This window comes from Thioalkalivibrio sp. ALMg13-2 (assembly GCF_000381185.1).
GTDB classification, from domain to species: Bacteria; Pseudomonadota; Gammaproteobacteria; order Ectothiorhodospirales; family Ectothiorhodospiraceae; genus Thioalkalivibrio; species Thioalkalivibrio versutus.
Map to the genome: position 1 here is coordinate 147,501 of NZ_KB906101.1, position 12,420 is coordinate 159,920.

At 65.0% G+C, this 12,420-nt stretch carries 12 protein-coding genes and 2 rRNA genes (1 of these 14 cut by a window edge); 7 read left to right on the plus strand and 7 right to left on the minus strand.

The window, feature by feature from the left end; translation table 11 throughout:
• The 3 genes from F618_RS0102160 to F618_RS0102170 all read left to right on the plus strand — a co-directional run.
• Positions 1–1,485 (plus strand): 23S ribosomal RNA (locus F618_RS0102160) (it extends 1,394 nt beyond the left edge of the window).
• 111 nt (positions 1,486–1,596) lie between these two features.
• Positions 1,597–1,712 (plus strand): 5S ribosomal RNA (rrf, locus tag F618_RS0102165).
• Between the two features lie 142 nt (positions 1,713–1,854).
• Entirely contained in the window at positions 1,855–2,061 is a 207-nt protein-coding gene (locus tag F618_RS0102170; RefSeq protein WP_018145297.1) for a hypothetical protein, read from the plus strand.
• Positions 2,062–2,228: 167 nt separating this feature from the next.
• Here the strand turns inward: F618_RS0102170 and F618_RS0102175 are convergent, their stop codons facing one another.
• Genes F618_RS0102175 through dapA form a run of 3 tightly spaced genes read right to left on the minus strand, consistent with a single transcriptional unit; the run spans position 2,229 to position 5,074 of the window.
• On the minus strand, positions 2,229–2,999 hold the full coding sequence (locus tag F618_RS0102175; RefSeq protein ID WP_018937259.1) for an MBL fold metallo-hydrolase: 771 nt from the start codon (positions 2,997–2,999) through the stop codon (positions 2,229–2,231).
• 21 nt (positions 3,000–3,020) lie between these two features.
• On the minus strand, positions 3,021–4,187 hold the full coding sequence (gene bamC, locus F618_RS0102180) for an outer membrane protein assembly factor BamC (RefSeq protein WP_018937258.1): 1,167 nt from the start codon (positions 4,185–4,187) through the stop codon (positions 3,021–3,023).
• Between the two features lie 8 nt (positions 4,188–4,195).
• Positions 4,196–5,074 (minus strand): 4-hydroxy-tetrahydrodipicolinate synthase, encoded by an 879-nt coding sequence (dapA, locus tag F618_RS0102185; protein WP_019567646.1) that lies wholly within the window; start codon positions 5,072–5,074, stop codon positions 4,196–4,198.
• A gap of 270 nt (positions 5,075–5,344) precedes the next feature.
• Between dapA and F618_RS0102190 the strand changes: the two genes are divergently transcribed.
• From F618_RS0102190 to F618_RS0102200, 3 genes are all read left to right on the plus strand, one after another.
• Positions 5,345–5,899 carry a glycine cleavage system protein R gene (locus F618_RS0102190; protein WP_018937257.1) on the plus strand — a complete coding sequence of 185 codons (555 nt, stop codon included), beginning with the start codon at positions 5,345–5,347 and terminating at the stop codon, positions 5,897–5,899.
• Between the two features lie 71 nt (positions 5,900–5,970).
• Complete coding sequence (locus tag F618_RS0102195) at positions 5,971–6,447, plus strand: peroxiredoxin (RefSeq protein WP_019567647.1); 477 nt, start codon at positions 5,971–5,973, stop codon at positions 6,445–6,447.
• 33 nt (positions 6,448–6,480) lie between these two features.
• Positions 6,481–7,899, plus strand: a complete 1,419-nt coding sequence (locus F618_RS0102200; protein ID WP_018937255.1) for a PhoH family protein — start codon at positions 6,481–6,483, stop codon at positions 7,897–7,899.
• Positions 7,900–8,136: 237 nt separating this feature from the next.
• On the opposite strand, the gene queD is transcribed toward F618_RS0102200, so the two are convergent.
• The 4 genes from queD to F618_RS0102220 are packed head-to-tail and all read right to left on the minus strand — an operon-like array spanning position 8,137 to position 11,687.
• Positions 8,137–8,520, minus strand: a complete 384-nt coding sequence (gene queD, locus F618_RS0102205) for a 6-carboxytetrahydropterin synthase QueD (protein ID WP_018145304.1) — start codon at positions 8,518–8,520, stop codon at positions 8,137–8,139.
• 41 nt (positions 8,521–8,561) lie between these two features.
• Positions 8,562–10,463 carry a 1-deoxy-D-xylulose-5-phosphate synthase gene (gene dxs, locus F618_RS0102210; protein ID WP_019567648.1) on the minus strand — a complete coding sequence of 634 codons (1,902 nt, stop codon included), beginning with the start codon at positions 10,461–10,463 and terminating at the stop codon, positions 8,562–8,564.
• Positions 10,464–10,477: 14 nt separating this feature from the next.
• Positions 10,478–11,371, minus strand: coding sequence for a (2E,6E)-farnesyl diphosphate synthase (gene ispA, locus F618_RS0102215; protein ID WP_018169072.1), 894 nt, complete (start codon positions 11,369–11,371; stop codon positions 10,478–10,480).
• A 10-nt stretch (positions 11,372–11,381) separates the two neighbouring features.
• Complete coding sequence (locus F618_RS0102220; RefSeq protein ID WP_018951612.1) at positions 11,382–11,687, minus strand: exodeoxyribonuclease VII small subunit; 306 nt, start codon at positions 11,685–11,687, stop codon at positions 11,382–11,384.
• Between the two features lie 237 nt (positions 11,688–11,924).
• Here F618_RS0102220 and F618_RS0102225 point away from each other — a divergent pair, with 237 nt between their 5' ends.
• The gene (locus tag F618_RS0102225) at positions 11,925–12,344 is read left to right on the plus strand and encodes a rubrerythrin family protein (protein ID WP_018145308.1); all 420 of its coding nucleotides are present in this window, start codon (positions 11,925–11,927) and stop codon (positions 12,342–12,344) included.
• Positions 12,345–12,420: the final 76 nt, after the last annotated feature.

Below are 12,420 nucleotides of genomic sequence, written 5' to 3' on the forward strand. Positions count from 1 at the left end.
GCGATGGGGGGACGGAGAAGGCTAAGTGATCCGGCAGTTGGTGCCCGGTTCAAGTATGTAGGGAGTGTCCTTAGGCAAATCCGGGGACACAATCCTGAGATACGATGACGAGCCTCCACGGAGGCGAAGTCACTGATGCCATGCTTCCAGGAAAAGCCTCTAAGCTTCAGTTAACAGTTGACCGTACCCCAAACCGACACAGGTGGGCAGGGTGAGAATCCCAAGGCGCTTGAGAGAACTCGGGTGAAGGAACTAGGCAAAATGGTACCGTAACTTCGGGAGAAGGTACGCCTCGGCTGGTGATGGGACTTGCTCCCTGAGCTGGCCGAGGTCGCAGAGACCAGGCCGCTGCGACTGTTTATTAAAAACACAGCACTCTGCAAACTCGAAAGAGGACGTATAGGGTGTGACGCCTGCCCGGTGCCGGAAGGTTAATTGATGGGGTTATCTTCGGAGAAGCTCTTGATCGAAGCCCCGGTAAACGGCGGCCGTAACTATAACGGTCCTAAGGTAGCGAAATTCCTTGTCGGGTAAGTTCCGACCTGCACGAATGGCGTAACGATGGCGGCGCTGTCTCCACCCGAGACTCAGTGAAATTGAAATCGCAGTGAAGATGCTGTGTACCCGCGGCTAGACGGAAAGACCCCGTGAACCTTTACTACAGCTTCACACTGAACTTTGAACTTGTTTGTGTAGGATAGGTGGGAGGCTTTGAAACCGGGACGCCAGTCTCGGCGGAGCCATCCTTGAAATACCACCCTGGCAATTTTGGAGTTCTAACCCAGGCCTGTTATCCAGGTCGGGGACCGTGTGTGGTGGGTAGTTTGACTGGGGCGGTCTCCTCCCAAAGAGTAACGGAGGAGTGCGATGGTACCCTCAGCGCGGTCGGAAATCGCGCGACGAGTGCAAAGGCATAAGGGTGCTTAACTGCGAGACAGACACGTCGAGCAGGTGCGAAAGCAGGTCTTAGTGATCCGGTGGTTCTGTATGGAAGGGCCATCGCTCAACGGATAAAAGGTACTCCGGGGATAACAGGCTGATACTGCCCAAGAGTCCATATCGACGGCAGTGTTTGGCACCTCGATGTCGGCTCATCACATCCTGGGGCTGAAGCAGGTCCCAAGGGTATGGCTGTTCGCCATTTAAAGTGGTACGCGAGCTGGGTTTAGAACGTCGTGAGACAGTTCGGTCCCTATCTGCCGTGGGCGTCGGAGATTTGACAGGATCTGTCCTTAGTACGAGAGGACCGGGATGGACGCACCTCTGGTGTTCCGGTTGTCACGCCAGTGGCATTGCCGGGTAGCTAAGTGCGGAAGGGATAACCGCTGAAAGCATCTAAGCGGGAAACCCACCTGAAGATGATATCTCCCTGGACCCTCGAGGTCCCTGTAGGGCCGTTGAAGACTACAACGTTGATAGGCTGGGTGTTGAAGCGCGGTAACGCGTGTAGCTAACCAGTACTAATTGCCCGTGAGGCTTGACCATATAACACCCAAAGTGTTGGTGGTCTCGTTTGACACATCGCTACGTACACAAGCCTAGAATGCATTCCGAATTTAGATGACGTGGAACAGTCCGCGTGGTCTAGCCAGTTTGTCTGGCGGCAATAGCGAGTAGGAACCACCCGATCCCATCCCGAACTCGGAAGTGAAACTGCTCTGCGCCGATGGTAGTGTGGGGTCTCCCCATGTGAGAGTAGGTCACCGCCAGGCATTAATCCGAAGCCCGGTCCCCGTTTTGGGGGCCGGGCTTTTTTTATGCGTGTTAGTCAGGCACCGTGTGCGGACGGTGAAGTCTGCTGCTGCGGCCCTTGGCCGGTTTGAAAGGGACGCAGGTGCCGAGACGGAGGCTGGGATGAGACAGAAGCGGACGGACGGAGGGTTGGTCCTGGTAGGGCTGGTCCTGCTCGGAATTGGACTCTATGCGATTTTCGGCGGACAGTTGGCTTTCACGCCCATTGCGCCGCGGGAGGGTTCCGGGTTTGGCGGGCCGGTGGCAACAGTCATTGGCGTGGCCTTCGTGATCGGGGGCCTGTATTTCCTTCGGGAGTCGCGCCGCTGATCACACTGGGCTTGGGACCACGTTGGAGAGCCGGCCTTGGTTTCCGACCGCAGCGTCAGGTGGCCGGAGGGGGCTGCGCCATGTGGGTTGATTGGCGCAGCCCTTCGACATGCGGCCGCGGCCGGGCTGACGTGACCGGGGGCACGGCGTTGGACCGGTAGTTGGAGTCAGGCTTGAGCCGTGGTTCGCCACGTGAAGCCGTAGTCCTGGGTTGCGATCTCGGGATCGGATGGTGAGGAGCCAAGGCCCTCGGCGAGCGCCTGGCGTGCAAGCGTCTCGTGGTTGTTGTCACTCGACAAGTGCATACCGATCACATGGCGTAGCCTGGATCGATCGATGCGATGGAGAAGGTCGGTGGCCGCGTGATTCGGTAGGTGGCCGTACCCGCCCGCAATACGTCGCTTGAGCGATGCCGGGTACCGCCCGGCGGCGAGCATGGCAGGGTCGTGGTTGCACTCCAGTAGCAGGGCTTCGGCTGCATTGGCCACGTCGACCATGTGCGGGGAGATGTGGCCGGCATCCGTCATCAGGACCAGCCGGTGATCGCCGTCGGAAAACGCGAATTGGATGGGTTCGCGGGAGTCGTGCGGGACCGTGTACGGTTGCACCCAGGCGTCGTCGATCTCCAGCGGTGCATCCGCCTGGATCTCCTGGATGTGAGCAAAACCGGTGTCGCGGGCGGCCAATCGGGTGCCGGGGCTGGTAAATACGGTGAGGCCGTAACGCCGGGATAGCGGCGCGGTGGCGCCGATGTGGTCGGCGTGCTCATGGGTCACCAGGACGGCCGTCAGGTCCTGTGGGGTCAGGTCGACCCGGGACAGGCGGCGTTCCAGCTCCTGCATCGAGAATCCGCAATCCACCAGCAGGCGGGTGGCACCGATCTCGACCACCAGGGCGTTGCCGGAACTCCCGCTGCCCAGGGAGCAGAAGCGGATCATGGTGGCTGGGCTCGCCGCGTTCTAGCGAAGGATCTGCTGCTCGATCTGCTCCAGTACGAACTCGGCGTCACGGCGGCCAAGGGGCTCGCCATCGATGTCGCGCGCCTCGATTCGCAGATCGCCGTCGCCGATGTCGGTCAGGCGAATCTGATAACGCTCGTTCTCGCGACGATCACCGCCGCGCCCGAAGATCCGACTGAAGAAGCCGCCGCGTTCGCTCTCGCCGACCATGTCGGGGCGATAGGTCACCTCGAAGGTCCCCGTATTGCGATCTTGCTCGTCCACCAGGAGGCCGGCGCGGTCCAGGTAGGTGCCCATCTGCGACCACATGCGGTTGAAGTCGCTGCCCGTCACCAGTACCGGGTGGCCTTCGTGTTCCGTCTGGTGCAGCTCGGTCGGACGGTCGCCAATGGTCTCGGCTACCCGGGTGCCGCCCTCGGGGGTCTCGCCCGTGGCGAGGTAGACACGCAGGCGATTAAGCATTTCGGCCTCGAGTTCGGGATCGGACGGGCGCATTGCCCAGCGCCAGGTCTCGCCCTCGGGTTCTTCGGTGGCCCTTCGGTGCGAGATGTAGATGGCTGAGCGGCCATTGTCGCGTTCGACGCGCAGGCGGTATTGGTCGCGCGTGTTGGCGTCGTACACGTTACCCAGCGCACGGGCGAAGATGTTCTGTGTGCCCCGCAGCGGAATCCCGGCGCGGTCTTCGGCCCATTCGGTCTCCATGACGCCGACCTGGGGTTCGTTGCGCTCCAGGCGCAGGTTCTGACTGTCCCAGAATGCGGTCAGGCGATCCCAGAGATCCTCCGGGGCCACCTCGACACTCAGCCAGCGGACGCTGCCTTCGCGCATCAGCTGGATCTCGGTCGATTCCGGAAGGACCCGGGCATCGCTGCGGACCGGCGCGGTTGCCCCGGTGGGCTGGCGCTGCTGCTGGCGGGCCGCGGAGTCTTGCTGCATCTCGCGGGCGCTGATCCGTTCGCCCGGGGCGTCCGGAATACGGTAGGCGCGTTCGCTGTCGGGCGCGATCAGGTCCGGTGGGACCTCGAGGTTGTCCATCTGCCGACTCATTTCGTACTCGGGGCCGGACTGGCGGTCGCCGGAGGTCGAGCACCCGGCGATGGCCAGGCCCGTAGCCAGGGCCAGGGCGGTGCGGGTCGCGTGACGGTGGAGCTTGGCAGACTGTTTCATGTCGGGGATCAGACCTCTATGCCGGCCTGGCGCATCGCGTCCAGGACCGGCGCATGGAAGGGTTCGGACAACGGAGTCAGAGGCAGGCGGATGCCTTCCTCCATGAGGCCCATGCGTTGCAGCGCCCATTTGACCGGAATCGGGTTGGCTTCGAGGAACAGGGCTGAATGCAGCCCGTCCAACTGGCGATTGATCTCGCGCGCCTCGTCGGGGCGGTCTTCGCGCACGGCGCGGCACATGGCGGCCATCAGTTGCGGTGCGACGTTGGCGGTGACAGAGATAACCCCGTGGCCGCCCGCGAGCAGAAAGGCCAGCCCGTTGCCGTCATCCCCACTGTAGAGGTCCAAGCGGTTGCCGACACGGGCGACCAGCTCGGCGGTGCGTTCGTTACTGGCCGAGGCTTCCTTGATCCCGATGATGTTCGGGATGTCGGCCAGACGCTCCACCGTCTCCGGCAACAGATCCACTGCGGTGCGGCCAGGCACGTTGTACAGGATCTGCGGGATGTCCACCGCTTCCGCAATGGCCTTGTGGTGCAGGTAAAGGCCTTCCTGGGTCGGCTTGTTGTAGTAGGGGGAGACCAGCAGGCAGGCATCCGCGCCGCCTTCCTTGGCGCAGCGGGTCAGGGCGATGGCCTCGCGCGTGGAGTTCGCCCCGGTACCCGCGATCACCGGCAGGCGCCCCGCGACGGTCTTCACCGTGTGGGCGATGGCCTCGCAGTGCTCGTCGAAATCGAGGGTCGCGGATTCGCCGGTGGTGCCGACGGCGACAATGGCATCGGTGCCGGCCTCGATGTGGAATTCCAGGAGCCGATCCAGGGCCGGCCAGTCCAGGCTGCCGTCCGCGTGCATCGGGGTCGCCAGTGCGACCATGCTGCCTTGAAACATCGACTCCTCCAACAACGGTAATGGTGCAGTCTAACGGGCGGGTGACAGGGCATTCAAGATTCCTTCGGCCGGGTGTTCGCCGTATCTCGTCTTTCGTGCACCCGGTCGCCTCCCCTGGCGGGGAGAGACGCGGATCAAGTCGCCCGGCTGCGTTGGCGCCGCCGGGGCAAGGTGGTATGTTGCGAGCCATCATGCCTGTCGCCGCTTTCACGCAGAGAACCCCCGGGTGCTTGCCCGCCCCTTGCCTCGCGCGCAGCCGGCGGGTGCCGCATGGCTGAGGTGGTTGGCGCGGGCACCCACACCCACCTGATCCTCAACCTGATCGGGCCCGATCAGCCCGGTCTGGTGTCCAGCGTGACCCGCGTGATCGCCGACACCGGCTGCAATCTCGAATCCAGTCGCATCACGGTCGTGGGTGGCTACTGCTGCATGGCGCTTAGCGCCAGTGGCAACTGGAAGACCCTGGGTACCCTGGAGTCCCGCCTGCAGCGCCTGGAGGCGGAGATGGGGCTGGTCGTGGTGGCCCGTCGCGGCCCGCTGGAGGAGCGCCCCGAGGCGGCGATGCCCTATGCCGTGGACGCAGTAGCCCTGGACACCCCGGGCCTGCTGAATGCCCTGGCCGATTTCTTTACCAGCCGTGGAGTGAACCTGCGCGACGTCCAGACCCGGGTGTACATTGCCCAGCAGACCGGGGCGCGCATGTTTGCGGCCAACATGGTCGTGGATATCCCCGCAGGGCAGCACCTGGCCAGCCTGCGCGGCGAGTTCATGGATTTCTGTGACGAACTGAACGTGGACGGCGTGCTGGACCCGATCAAGGCCTGAACCGGCCGGGCTCGCGTGGCGTCCGCGGTGGTCTTACGCTTTGAGACCCTCTACTCAAGGAGCAACGCCTGATGAGCATCGCAATCGACCAGCGGGTACCCGAGGACCTGCGTGTGCCGGCGACCGGCGACCAGACCCTGGGGCCGGCCGACTTCAAGGGCCGCATCGTGGTCCTGTATTTTTACCCCAAGGACAGTACGCCCGGCTGCGCCAACGAGAGCCGCGACTTTGCTGCCAACCAGGCCGCCTTTGACGCCGTCGGTGCAGTGATCCTCGGTGTCTCGCGCGACAGCGTGAAGAGCCACGAGAACTTCCGCGCCAAGCAGGAGTTGCCCTTCGATCTGTTGAGCGATGGCGACGAGACCCTGTGCGACGCCTTCGATGTCATCAAGATGAAGAACATGTACGGCAAGCAGGTGCGTGGTATCGAGCGCTCCACGTTCGTGATCGATGCCGATGGCGTGTTGCGCAAGGAGTGGCGCAAGGTGAAGGTGCCGGGCCATGTGGACGAGGTTCTCGCCGCGGTGCGCGAACTCGCAGGGAGCTGAGCCCCTCTTCCCCCACTTCGCCCCGGAGGTGTCATGAACGCGACCGCCCAGGATCCGAAACGCCTGCTCGTCCTGGACACCAATGTCCTGATGCACGACCCCACGGCGCTGTTCCGCTTCAAGGAACACGACATCTTCCTGCCCATGGTCGTGCTCGAGGAGCTCGACCGTGGCAAGAAGGGGGTTTCCGAAGTCGCGCGCAACGTACGCCAGGTCTCGCGCTTCATTGACGAGCTCACCACCGGCGCCCAGCACGAGCAGATCGCCGCCGGGTTGCCGCTGCAGGCGGATTCGCTCAGCGAGTCGACGTTCGCGCCCACCGGGCGCCTGTTCTTTCAGACCCGCAACCTGTCCTCCAGCCTGCCGGCCTCGCTGCCGGGCACCTCGGCCGACAATGACATCCTCGCCACTGCCCAGGCGCTGAAGACCGAGTATCCCGACACCCCGGTGACGCTGGTATCCAAGGACATCAACCTGCGCATCAAGGCCACGGTGATCGGCCTGCACGCGGAGGACTACTACAACGATCAGGTGCTGGACGACGTCAGCCTGCTGTTCTCCGGCATGACCGAACTGCCAGCGGACTTCTGGGAGACCCACGGTGCCAAGATGGACTCCTGGCAGGAGTCCGGCCGCACCTACTATCGCGTGACCGGCCCGCTGGTGGCCGAGTGGCAGCCCAACCAGTTCGTCTACCGCGAGGGCGAGAACCCGCTGTCCGCGATCGTGCTGGAGATCGACCAGCCGAACGAATCCGCGGTAATCGAGCTGGTCGACGACTACATGACCCCGCGCCACAGCGTCTGGGGCATCAACGCCCGCAATCGCGAGCAGAACTACGCCCTGAACCTGCTGATGGACCCGGAGGTGGACTTCGTCTCCCTGCTGGGGGCCGCCGGCACCGGCAAGACCCTGCTGACCCTGGCCGCAGGGCTCGCGCAGACGCTGGAGGACAACACCTACAAGGAGATCATCATGACCCGGGTCACGGTCCCGGTGGGCGAGGATATCGGCTTCCTGCCCGGGACCGAAGAGGAAAAGATGACCCCGTGGATGGGAGCGCTGATGGACAACCTCGAGGTGCTGGCCAAGTCCGAGGGCGCCGGGGACTGGGGGCGCATGGCCACCAACGACGTGCTGACCAGCCGCATCAAGATCCGCTCGCTGAACTTCATGCGCGGGCGTACCTTCCTCAACCGCTACATCATCCTTGACGAGGCGCAGAACCTGACCTCCAAGCAGATGAAGACCCTGATCACTCGTGCCGGACCGGGGACCAAGGTGGTCGCGCTGGGGAATATCGCGCAGATCGACACCCCGTACCTGACCGAGACTTCCAGCGGACTGACCTATGTGGTGGACCGGTTCCGCAACTGGACCCACAGCGGCCACATCACGCTGACACGCGGGGAGCGCTCACGGCTGGCGGACTACGCCTCGAATCACTTGTAGATGTCGGGAAGACAAACGCGGGGGCGGCAACGGAGCGGGAAACGGGCACCGTCATTGCGAGGAGCGAAGCGGTGGCAAAGGAGCGCGAAATGGGCACCGTCATTGCGAGGCCCCGCAGGGGCCGTGGCAATCTCCGGAAGCTCGCGCTGAGCAAGATGCTGAACCAGATGATTCCGGACGGAGATCGCCACGTCGCTCCGCTCCTCGCAATGACGGTGCCAGTTGCGAGGAATGGGCTCAGCCGTCTTCGCTGTAGCGCACGCAGGCGCGGTCGGTCTCCCACAGGGTCAGCGCGTGCATGCGCAGGCCCGGGCGGTTCAGGCGTCCGGCCATTTCCCGGTAGAACCACTGGGCAATGTTCTCGGCCGTGGGGTTGACCGTGTCGAACGGCGGGACGTCGTTCAGGTAGCGGTGATCCAGCTGCCCGGCGATCTCGCGCGCGGCGGTCTTGACCACCTTGAAGTCCACCGCCATGCCGGAATCGTCCAGGGTCTCGGCCTGGACCTCGGCCTCCACCTTCCAGTTGTGCCCGTGCATGTTCGCGCACTGCCCCGGGTAGTCGCGCAGGGTATGCGCGGAGGCAAAGTCGGTCAGGACGCGAAGGGTGTAACGGGCACTCATGATCGTTTTCCGGGCGAGCGGCCATGGCGGCCGGGTTTTGATTAGCCCGCGAAGCCTATCCGGCTGCCGTCGTCCGCGCAATTCTCCAGCCCGAAGGCGTGGCGAATCGCGGCCAGTACGCCGGCCGTGTCGAGGCCGCAATCGGCGAGGATCTGCTCGCGCGAGCCATGCTCGGTGAAGGCATCCGGGATGCCCAGTACCTGGCAGGGCCGGGTCAGCCCTTCGGCCGAGAGCCACTCCAGTACTGCGCTGCCGGCACCACCGGCGCGCGCATGATCCTCGAGCGTCACGAAGCCCTGGTGGCTGGCGGCCAGTTGCGCCAGCAGATCCGTATCCAGGGGCTTGATGAAGCGCATGTTGACCACGGTGGCATCCAGCGCCTCGCCGGCCGCCAGGGCGGTCTCCAGCAGCGCGCCGAAGCTGAGGATGGCCAGACCCCGGCCCTCGCGCACGACCTCGGCGCGCCCGACCGGCAATGTTTCCAGATCCTCGCTGCCGCCCTCCGGCAGTTCGCCGGGCCCGCCACCGCGCGGATAGCGCACCGCCGCCGGGCCGTCGTGGGCGAAGCCGGTGGACAGCATCTGGCGACACTCGCGCTCGTTGGCGGGTGCCATCAGCAGCAGGTTGGGGACCGTGCGCAGCAGGGCCGTGTCGAAGGTGCCGGCATGGGTCGGGCCATCGGCGCCGACGATTCCGGCGCGATCCACCGCGAACAGCACCGGCAGGTTCTGCAGTGCGACGTCGTGGATCACCTGATCCATGGCGCGCTGCAGGAAGGTCGAGTAGATCGCAACCACGGGCTTCTGGCCCTCGCAGGCCATGCCCGCGGCCAGGGTGACGGCATGCTGCTCGGCGATCCCGACGTCGAAATAGCGCTGCGGGAATTGTTCGGAGAACGCGACCAGGCCGGAACCCTCGCGCATGGCCGGGGTGATGCCCAGCAGGCGATTGTCGGCCGTGGCCTGGTCGCACAGCCACTGGCTGAAGATGTCGGTGTAGGTTGGGGGCTTCGGGGCGGACGGGGCGAGGCCGTTTTCCGGCTCGAACTTGGACACGCCATGGTAGCGGCAGGGGTCTTCCTCCGCCGGTGCATAGCCCTGGCCCTTGCGGGTAACCACGTGCAGCAGTTGCGGCCCGTGGGTGCCGCGCAGGTTCTTCAGGATCGAGACCAGCCCGTTCACGTCGTGGCCGTCCACCGGGCCGAAGTAGCGAAAGCCCAGTTCCTCGAACAGCGTGCCGGGCACGAACATGCCCTTCATGTGTTCCTCGGCGCGCTGGGCGAAGGCCTTCATCGGCGGGACGAACTCCAGCATGCGCTTGGAGCCTTCGCGCATCGAGCTGTATAGCGGGCCGGACAGCAGTCGGGTGAAGTACTGATTGAGCGCGCCGACATTGGGCGAGATCGACATATCGTTGTCGTTCAGGATCACCAGCAGGTTGCAGTCGAGATCGCCGATGTGGTTCAGCGCCTCGAAGGCCATGCCCGCGGTCATCGCGCCGTCGCCGATCACCGCCACGTGGCGCCGGTCCAGCCCGGCGTGCTTCGCCGCCAGGGCCATGCCGGCCGCGGCGCTGATGGAGGTGCTGGAGTGACCGGCCCCGAAGGCGTCGTATTCGCTCTCCGCGCGCTTGGGGAAGCCGGCCAGGCCCCCGTACTGGCGCAGATGGGCCATGTCGGCCCGGCGTCCGGTCAGGATCTTGTGGGCGTAGGCCTGATGGCCGACGTCCCAGACGATGCGGTCGTCGGGGGTGTTGAACGCGTAGTGCAGCGCGATCGCGAGTTCCACCGTGCCGAGGTTGGCAGCGAGATGGCCGCCGGTGCGCGAGACGCTCTCGATCAGGAATTGACGCAGTTCGTCGGCCACCCCGGTGAGGTCCGAGGCCGGGCGTTCCCGCAGGTCGGCGGGCCATTCGATTGCATCCAGCAGGGGTGTGGGGGTCATCTAGGCGGGCCGGTTCAATTCATGCGATCGACGATGTACCGCGCCAGGAAGCGAAGCAAGTCCGCCTCCTGACCGAAGGGTTGCAGCTCGGTCAGTGCCTCGTCGACCAGGGCCACCGCCCGCTCGCGCGAGGCCTCCAGGCCCTGCAGCGAGGGGAAGGTGGGCTTGTGCAGGCGGGCATCGGCGCCACAGGCCTTGCCCAGGATCTCGGGGTCGCCTTCCACGTCGAGGACGTCGTCACGGATCTGGAAGGCCAGGCCGATGCATTCGGCGTAGCGTGTCAGGCGTTCCAGGGCGTCGGGGTCGGGCGTGCCGGCCAGCGCCCCCAGCCGCACCGAGGCGCGGATCAGGGCGCCGGTCTTCAGCCGGTGCATGCGTTCCAGTTCCGGCAGGTCGATGGGCTGGCCGCAGGCCCCGAGGTCGATCGCCTGGCCGCCCGCCATGCCGTGCAGGCCGGCGGCGCGCGCGAGCTCGCGCACCGCGTTCAGCCCGGTCGGCGCGGGCAATTCCGCGACGCCATCGGTCAGGATGTCGAAGGCCAGGGCCTGCAAGGCATCCCCGGCGAGGATGGCGGTCGCCTCGTCGAAGGCCTTGTGGCAGGTCGGGCGGCCGCGACGCAGGTCGTCATCGTCCATCGCCGGAAGGTCATCGTGGATCAGCGAATAGACGTGGATCATCTCCACCGCTGCGGCCATCGCATCCAGCGCCGGTTCCGGGGCGCCGGTCGTGCGCCCGGCCGCGTAGACCAGGACCGGGCGCAGGCGCTTGCCGCCGGACAGCGTGGCGTAGCGCATCGCCTCGATCAGGCGGGCGTCGGGGGCGCCGCCCGTGCCCAGGTGGCGGTCGAGGACGGCCTCGATGCGATGCTGGTATTCGTTCAGGGCCTGCTCGGGGGCGGTGGCGGTCAATGGCGGCTCGCTAGAACGGGACATCGGGGTCCGTCGTATCGTGCGGCTCCGGTGTCCGGGGAACATGGGTGCTTGCGTGATGGTCATTCTGGGCAGTGGTGCCGGAAGGTGCTTCCTGGGCCAGTGCCTCGATCCGGCGCTGGGCATCGTCGAGCGCCAGCTGGCAGCGGTTGACCAGTTCCATGCCACGCTGGAATTCGCCCAGCGACTGCTCCAGGCCGAGCTCGCCGGACTCCATCCGGGCGACCAGGGCCTCCAGGGCCTCCAGGCTGGCTTCGAATTCCGCCGGGCTGTCGGCGCTGGGCGAGTCGGTCATGATGGATTACCGGGTCGAAAAGGTGAGAAAGTATCCGATCCGCTGCGGCGAGGAAAGGCGTGGCACACGGCAGCCCTTGTTTATGGCGCCACCGCCCCCATAATCCGGGGGGCTTCCGGTTGACACTGAACCGGGTGCCGACTAGAGTTTTCGTACGGTTTAGACCGAGTCTAAACGCCCGTCTGCACAGGCATTCCTGTGGTTGTGTAGAACTTATCCAGAGAGAAGGAGAGCACCATGGACCTGAAAGGCAGCAAGACCGAAGAAGCCCTGAAAGAGGCCTTTGCCGGCGAATCGATGGCCAACCGCCGTTACCTGTACTTCGCTTCCAAGGCCGACGTGGAAGGCTACAACGACGTCGCCACCGTGTTCCGTTCCACCGCGGAAGGTGAAACCGGCCACGCCCACGGTCACCTCGAGTACCTCGAGAGCTGCGGCGATCCGGCCACCGGCCTGGAGTTCGGCCCCACCTCCGCCAACCTGAAGACCGCCGTCGCCGGTGAGACCCACGAGTACACCGACATGTACCCGGGCATGGCCAAGACCGCCCGCGACGAAGGCTTCGACGAAGTCGCCGACTGGTTCGAAACCCTCGCCAAGGCGGAGCGTTCCCACGCCAACCGCTTCCAGAAGGCGCTGGACCAGCTGGACGACTGATCGTCTCGCAGTGCTGGAAGTACACGGGGCCGGTCCGCCGGCCCCGTTTTCCGGGAGATACGGAACAGCCTGTGGC

Bases quoted from the DNA above. Each gene is read 5' to 3' on its own strand.
- F618_RS0102170 (WP_018145297.1), top strand. From the start codon at position 1,855: ATGAGACAGAAGCGGACGGACGGAGGGTTGGTCCTGGTAGGGCTGGTC.
- F618_RS0102175 (WP_018937259.1), bottom strand. From the start codon at position 2,999: ATGATCCGCTTCTGCTCCCTGGGCAGCGGGAGTTCCGGCAACGCCCTG.
- bamC (WP_018937258.1), bottom strand. From the start codon at position 4,187: ATGAAACAGTCTGCCAAGCTCCACCGTCACGCGACCCGCACCGCCCTG.
- dapA (WP_019567646.1), bottom strand. From the start codon at position 5,074: ATGTTTCAAGGCAGCATGGTCGCACTGGCGACCCCGATGCACGCGGAC.
- F618_RS0102190 (WP_018937257.1), top strand. From the start codon at position 5,345: ATGGCTGAGGTGGTTGGCGCGGGCACCCACACCCACCTGATCCTCAAC.
- F618_RS0102195 (WP_019567647.1), top strand. From the start codon at position 5,971: ATGAGCATCGCAATCGACCAGCGGGTACCCGAGGACCTGCGTGTGCCG.
- F618_RS0102200 (WP_018937255.1), top strand. From the start codon at position 6,481: ATGAACGCGACCGCCCAGGATCCGAAACGCCTGCTCGTCCTGGACACC.
- queD (WP_018145304.1), bottom strand. From the start codon at position 8,520: ATGAGTGCCCGTTACACCCTTCGCGTCCTGACCGACTTTGCCTCCGCG.
- dxs (WP_019567648.1), bottom strand. From the start codon at position 10,463: ATGACCCCCACACCCCTGCTGGATGCAATCGAATGGCCCGCCGACCTG.
- F618_RS0102220 (WP_018951612.1), bottom strand. From the start codon at position 11,687: ATGACCGACTCGCCCAGCGCCGACAGCCCGGCGGAATTCGAAGCCAGC.
- F618_RS0102225 (WP_018145308.1), top strand. From the start codon at position 11,925: ATGGACCTGAAAGGCAGCAAGACCGAAGAAGCCCTGAAAGAGGCCTTT.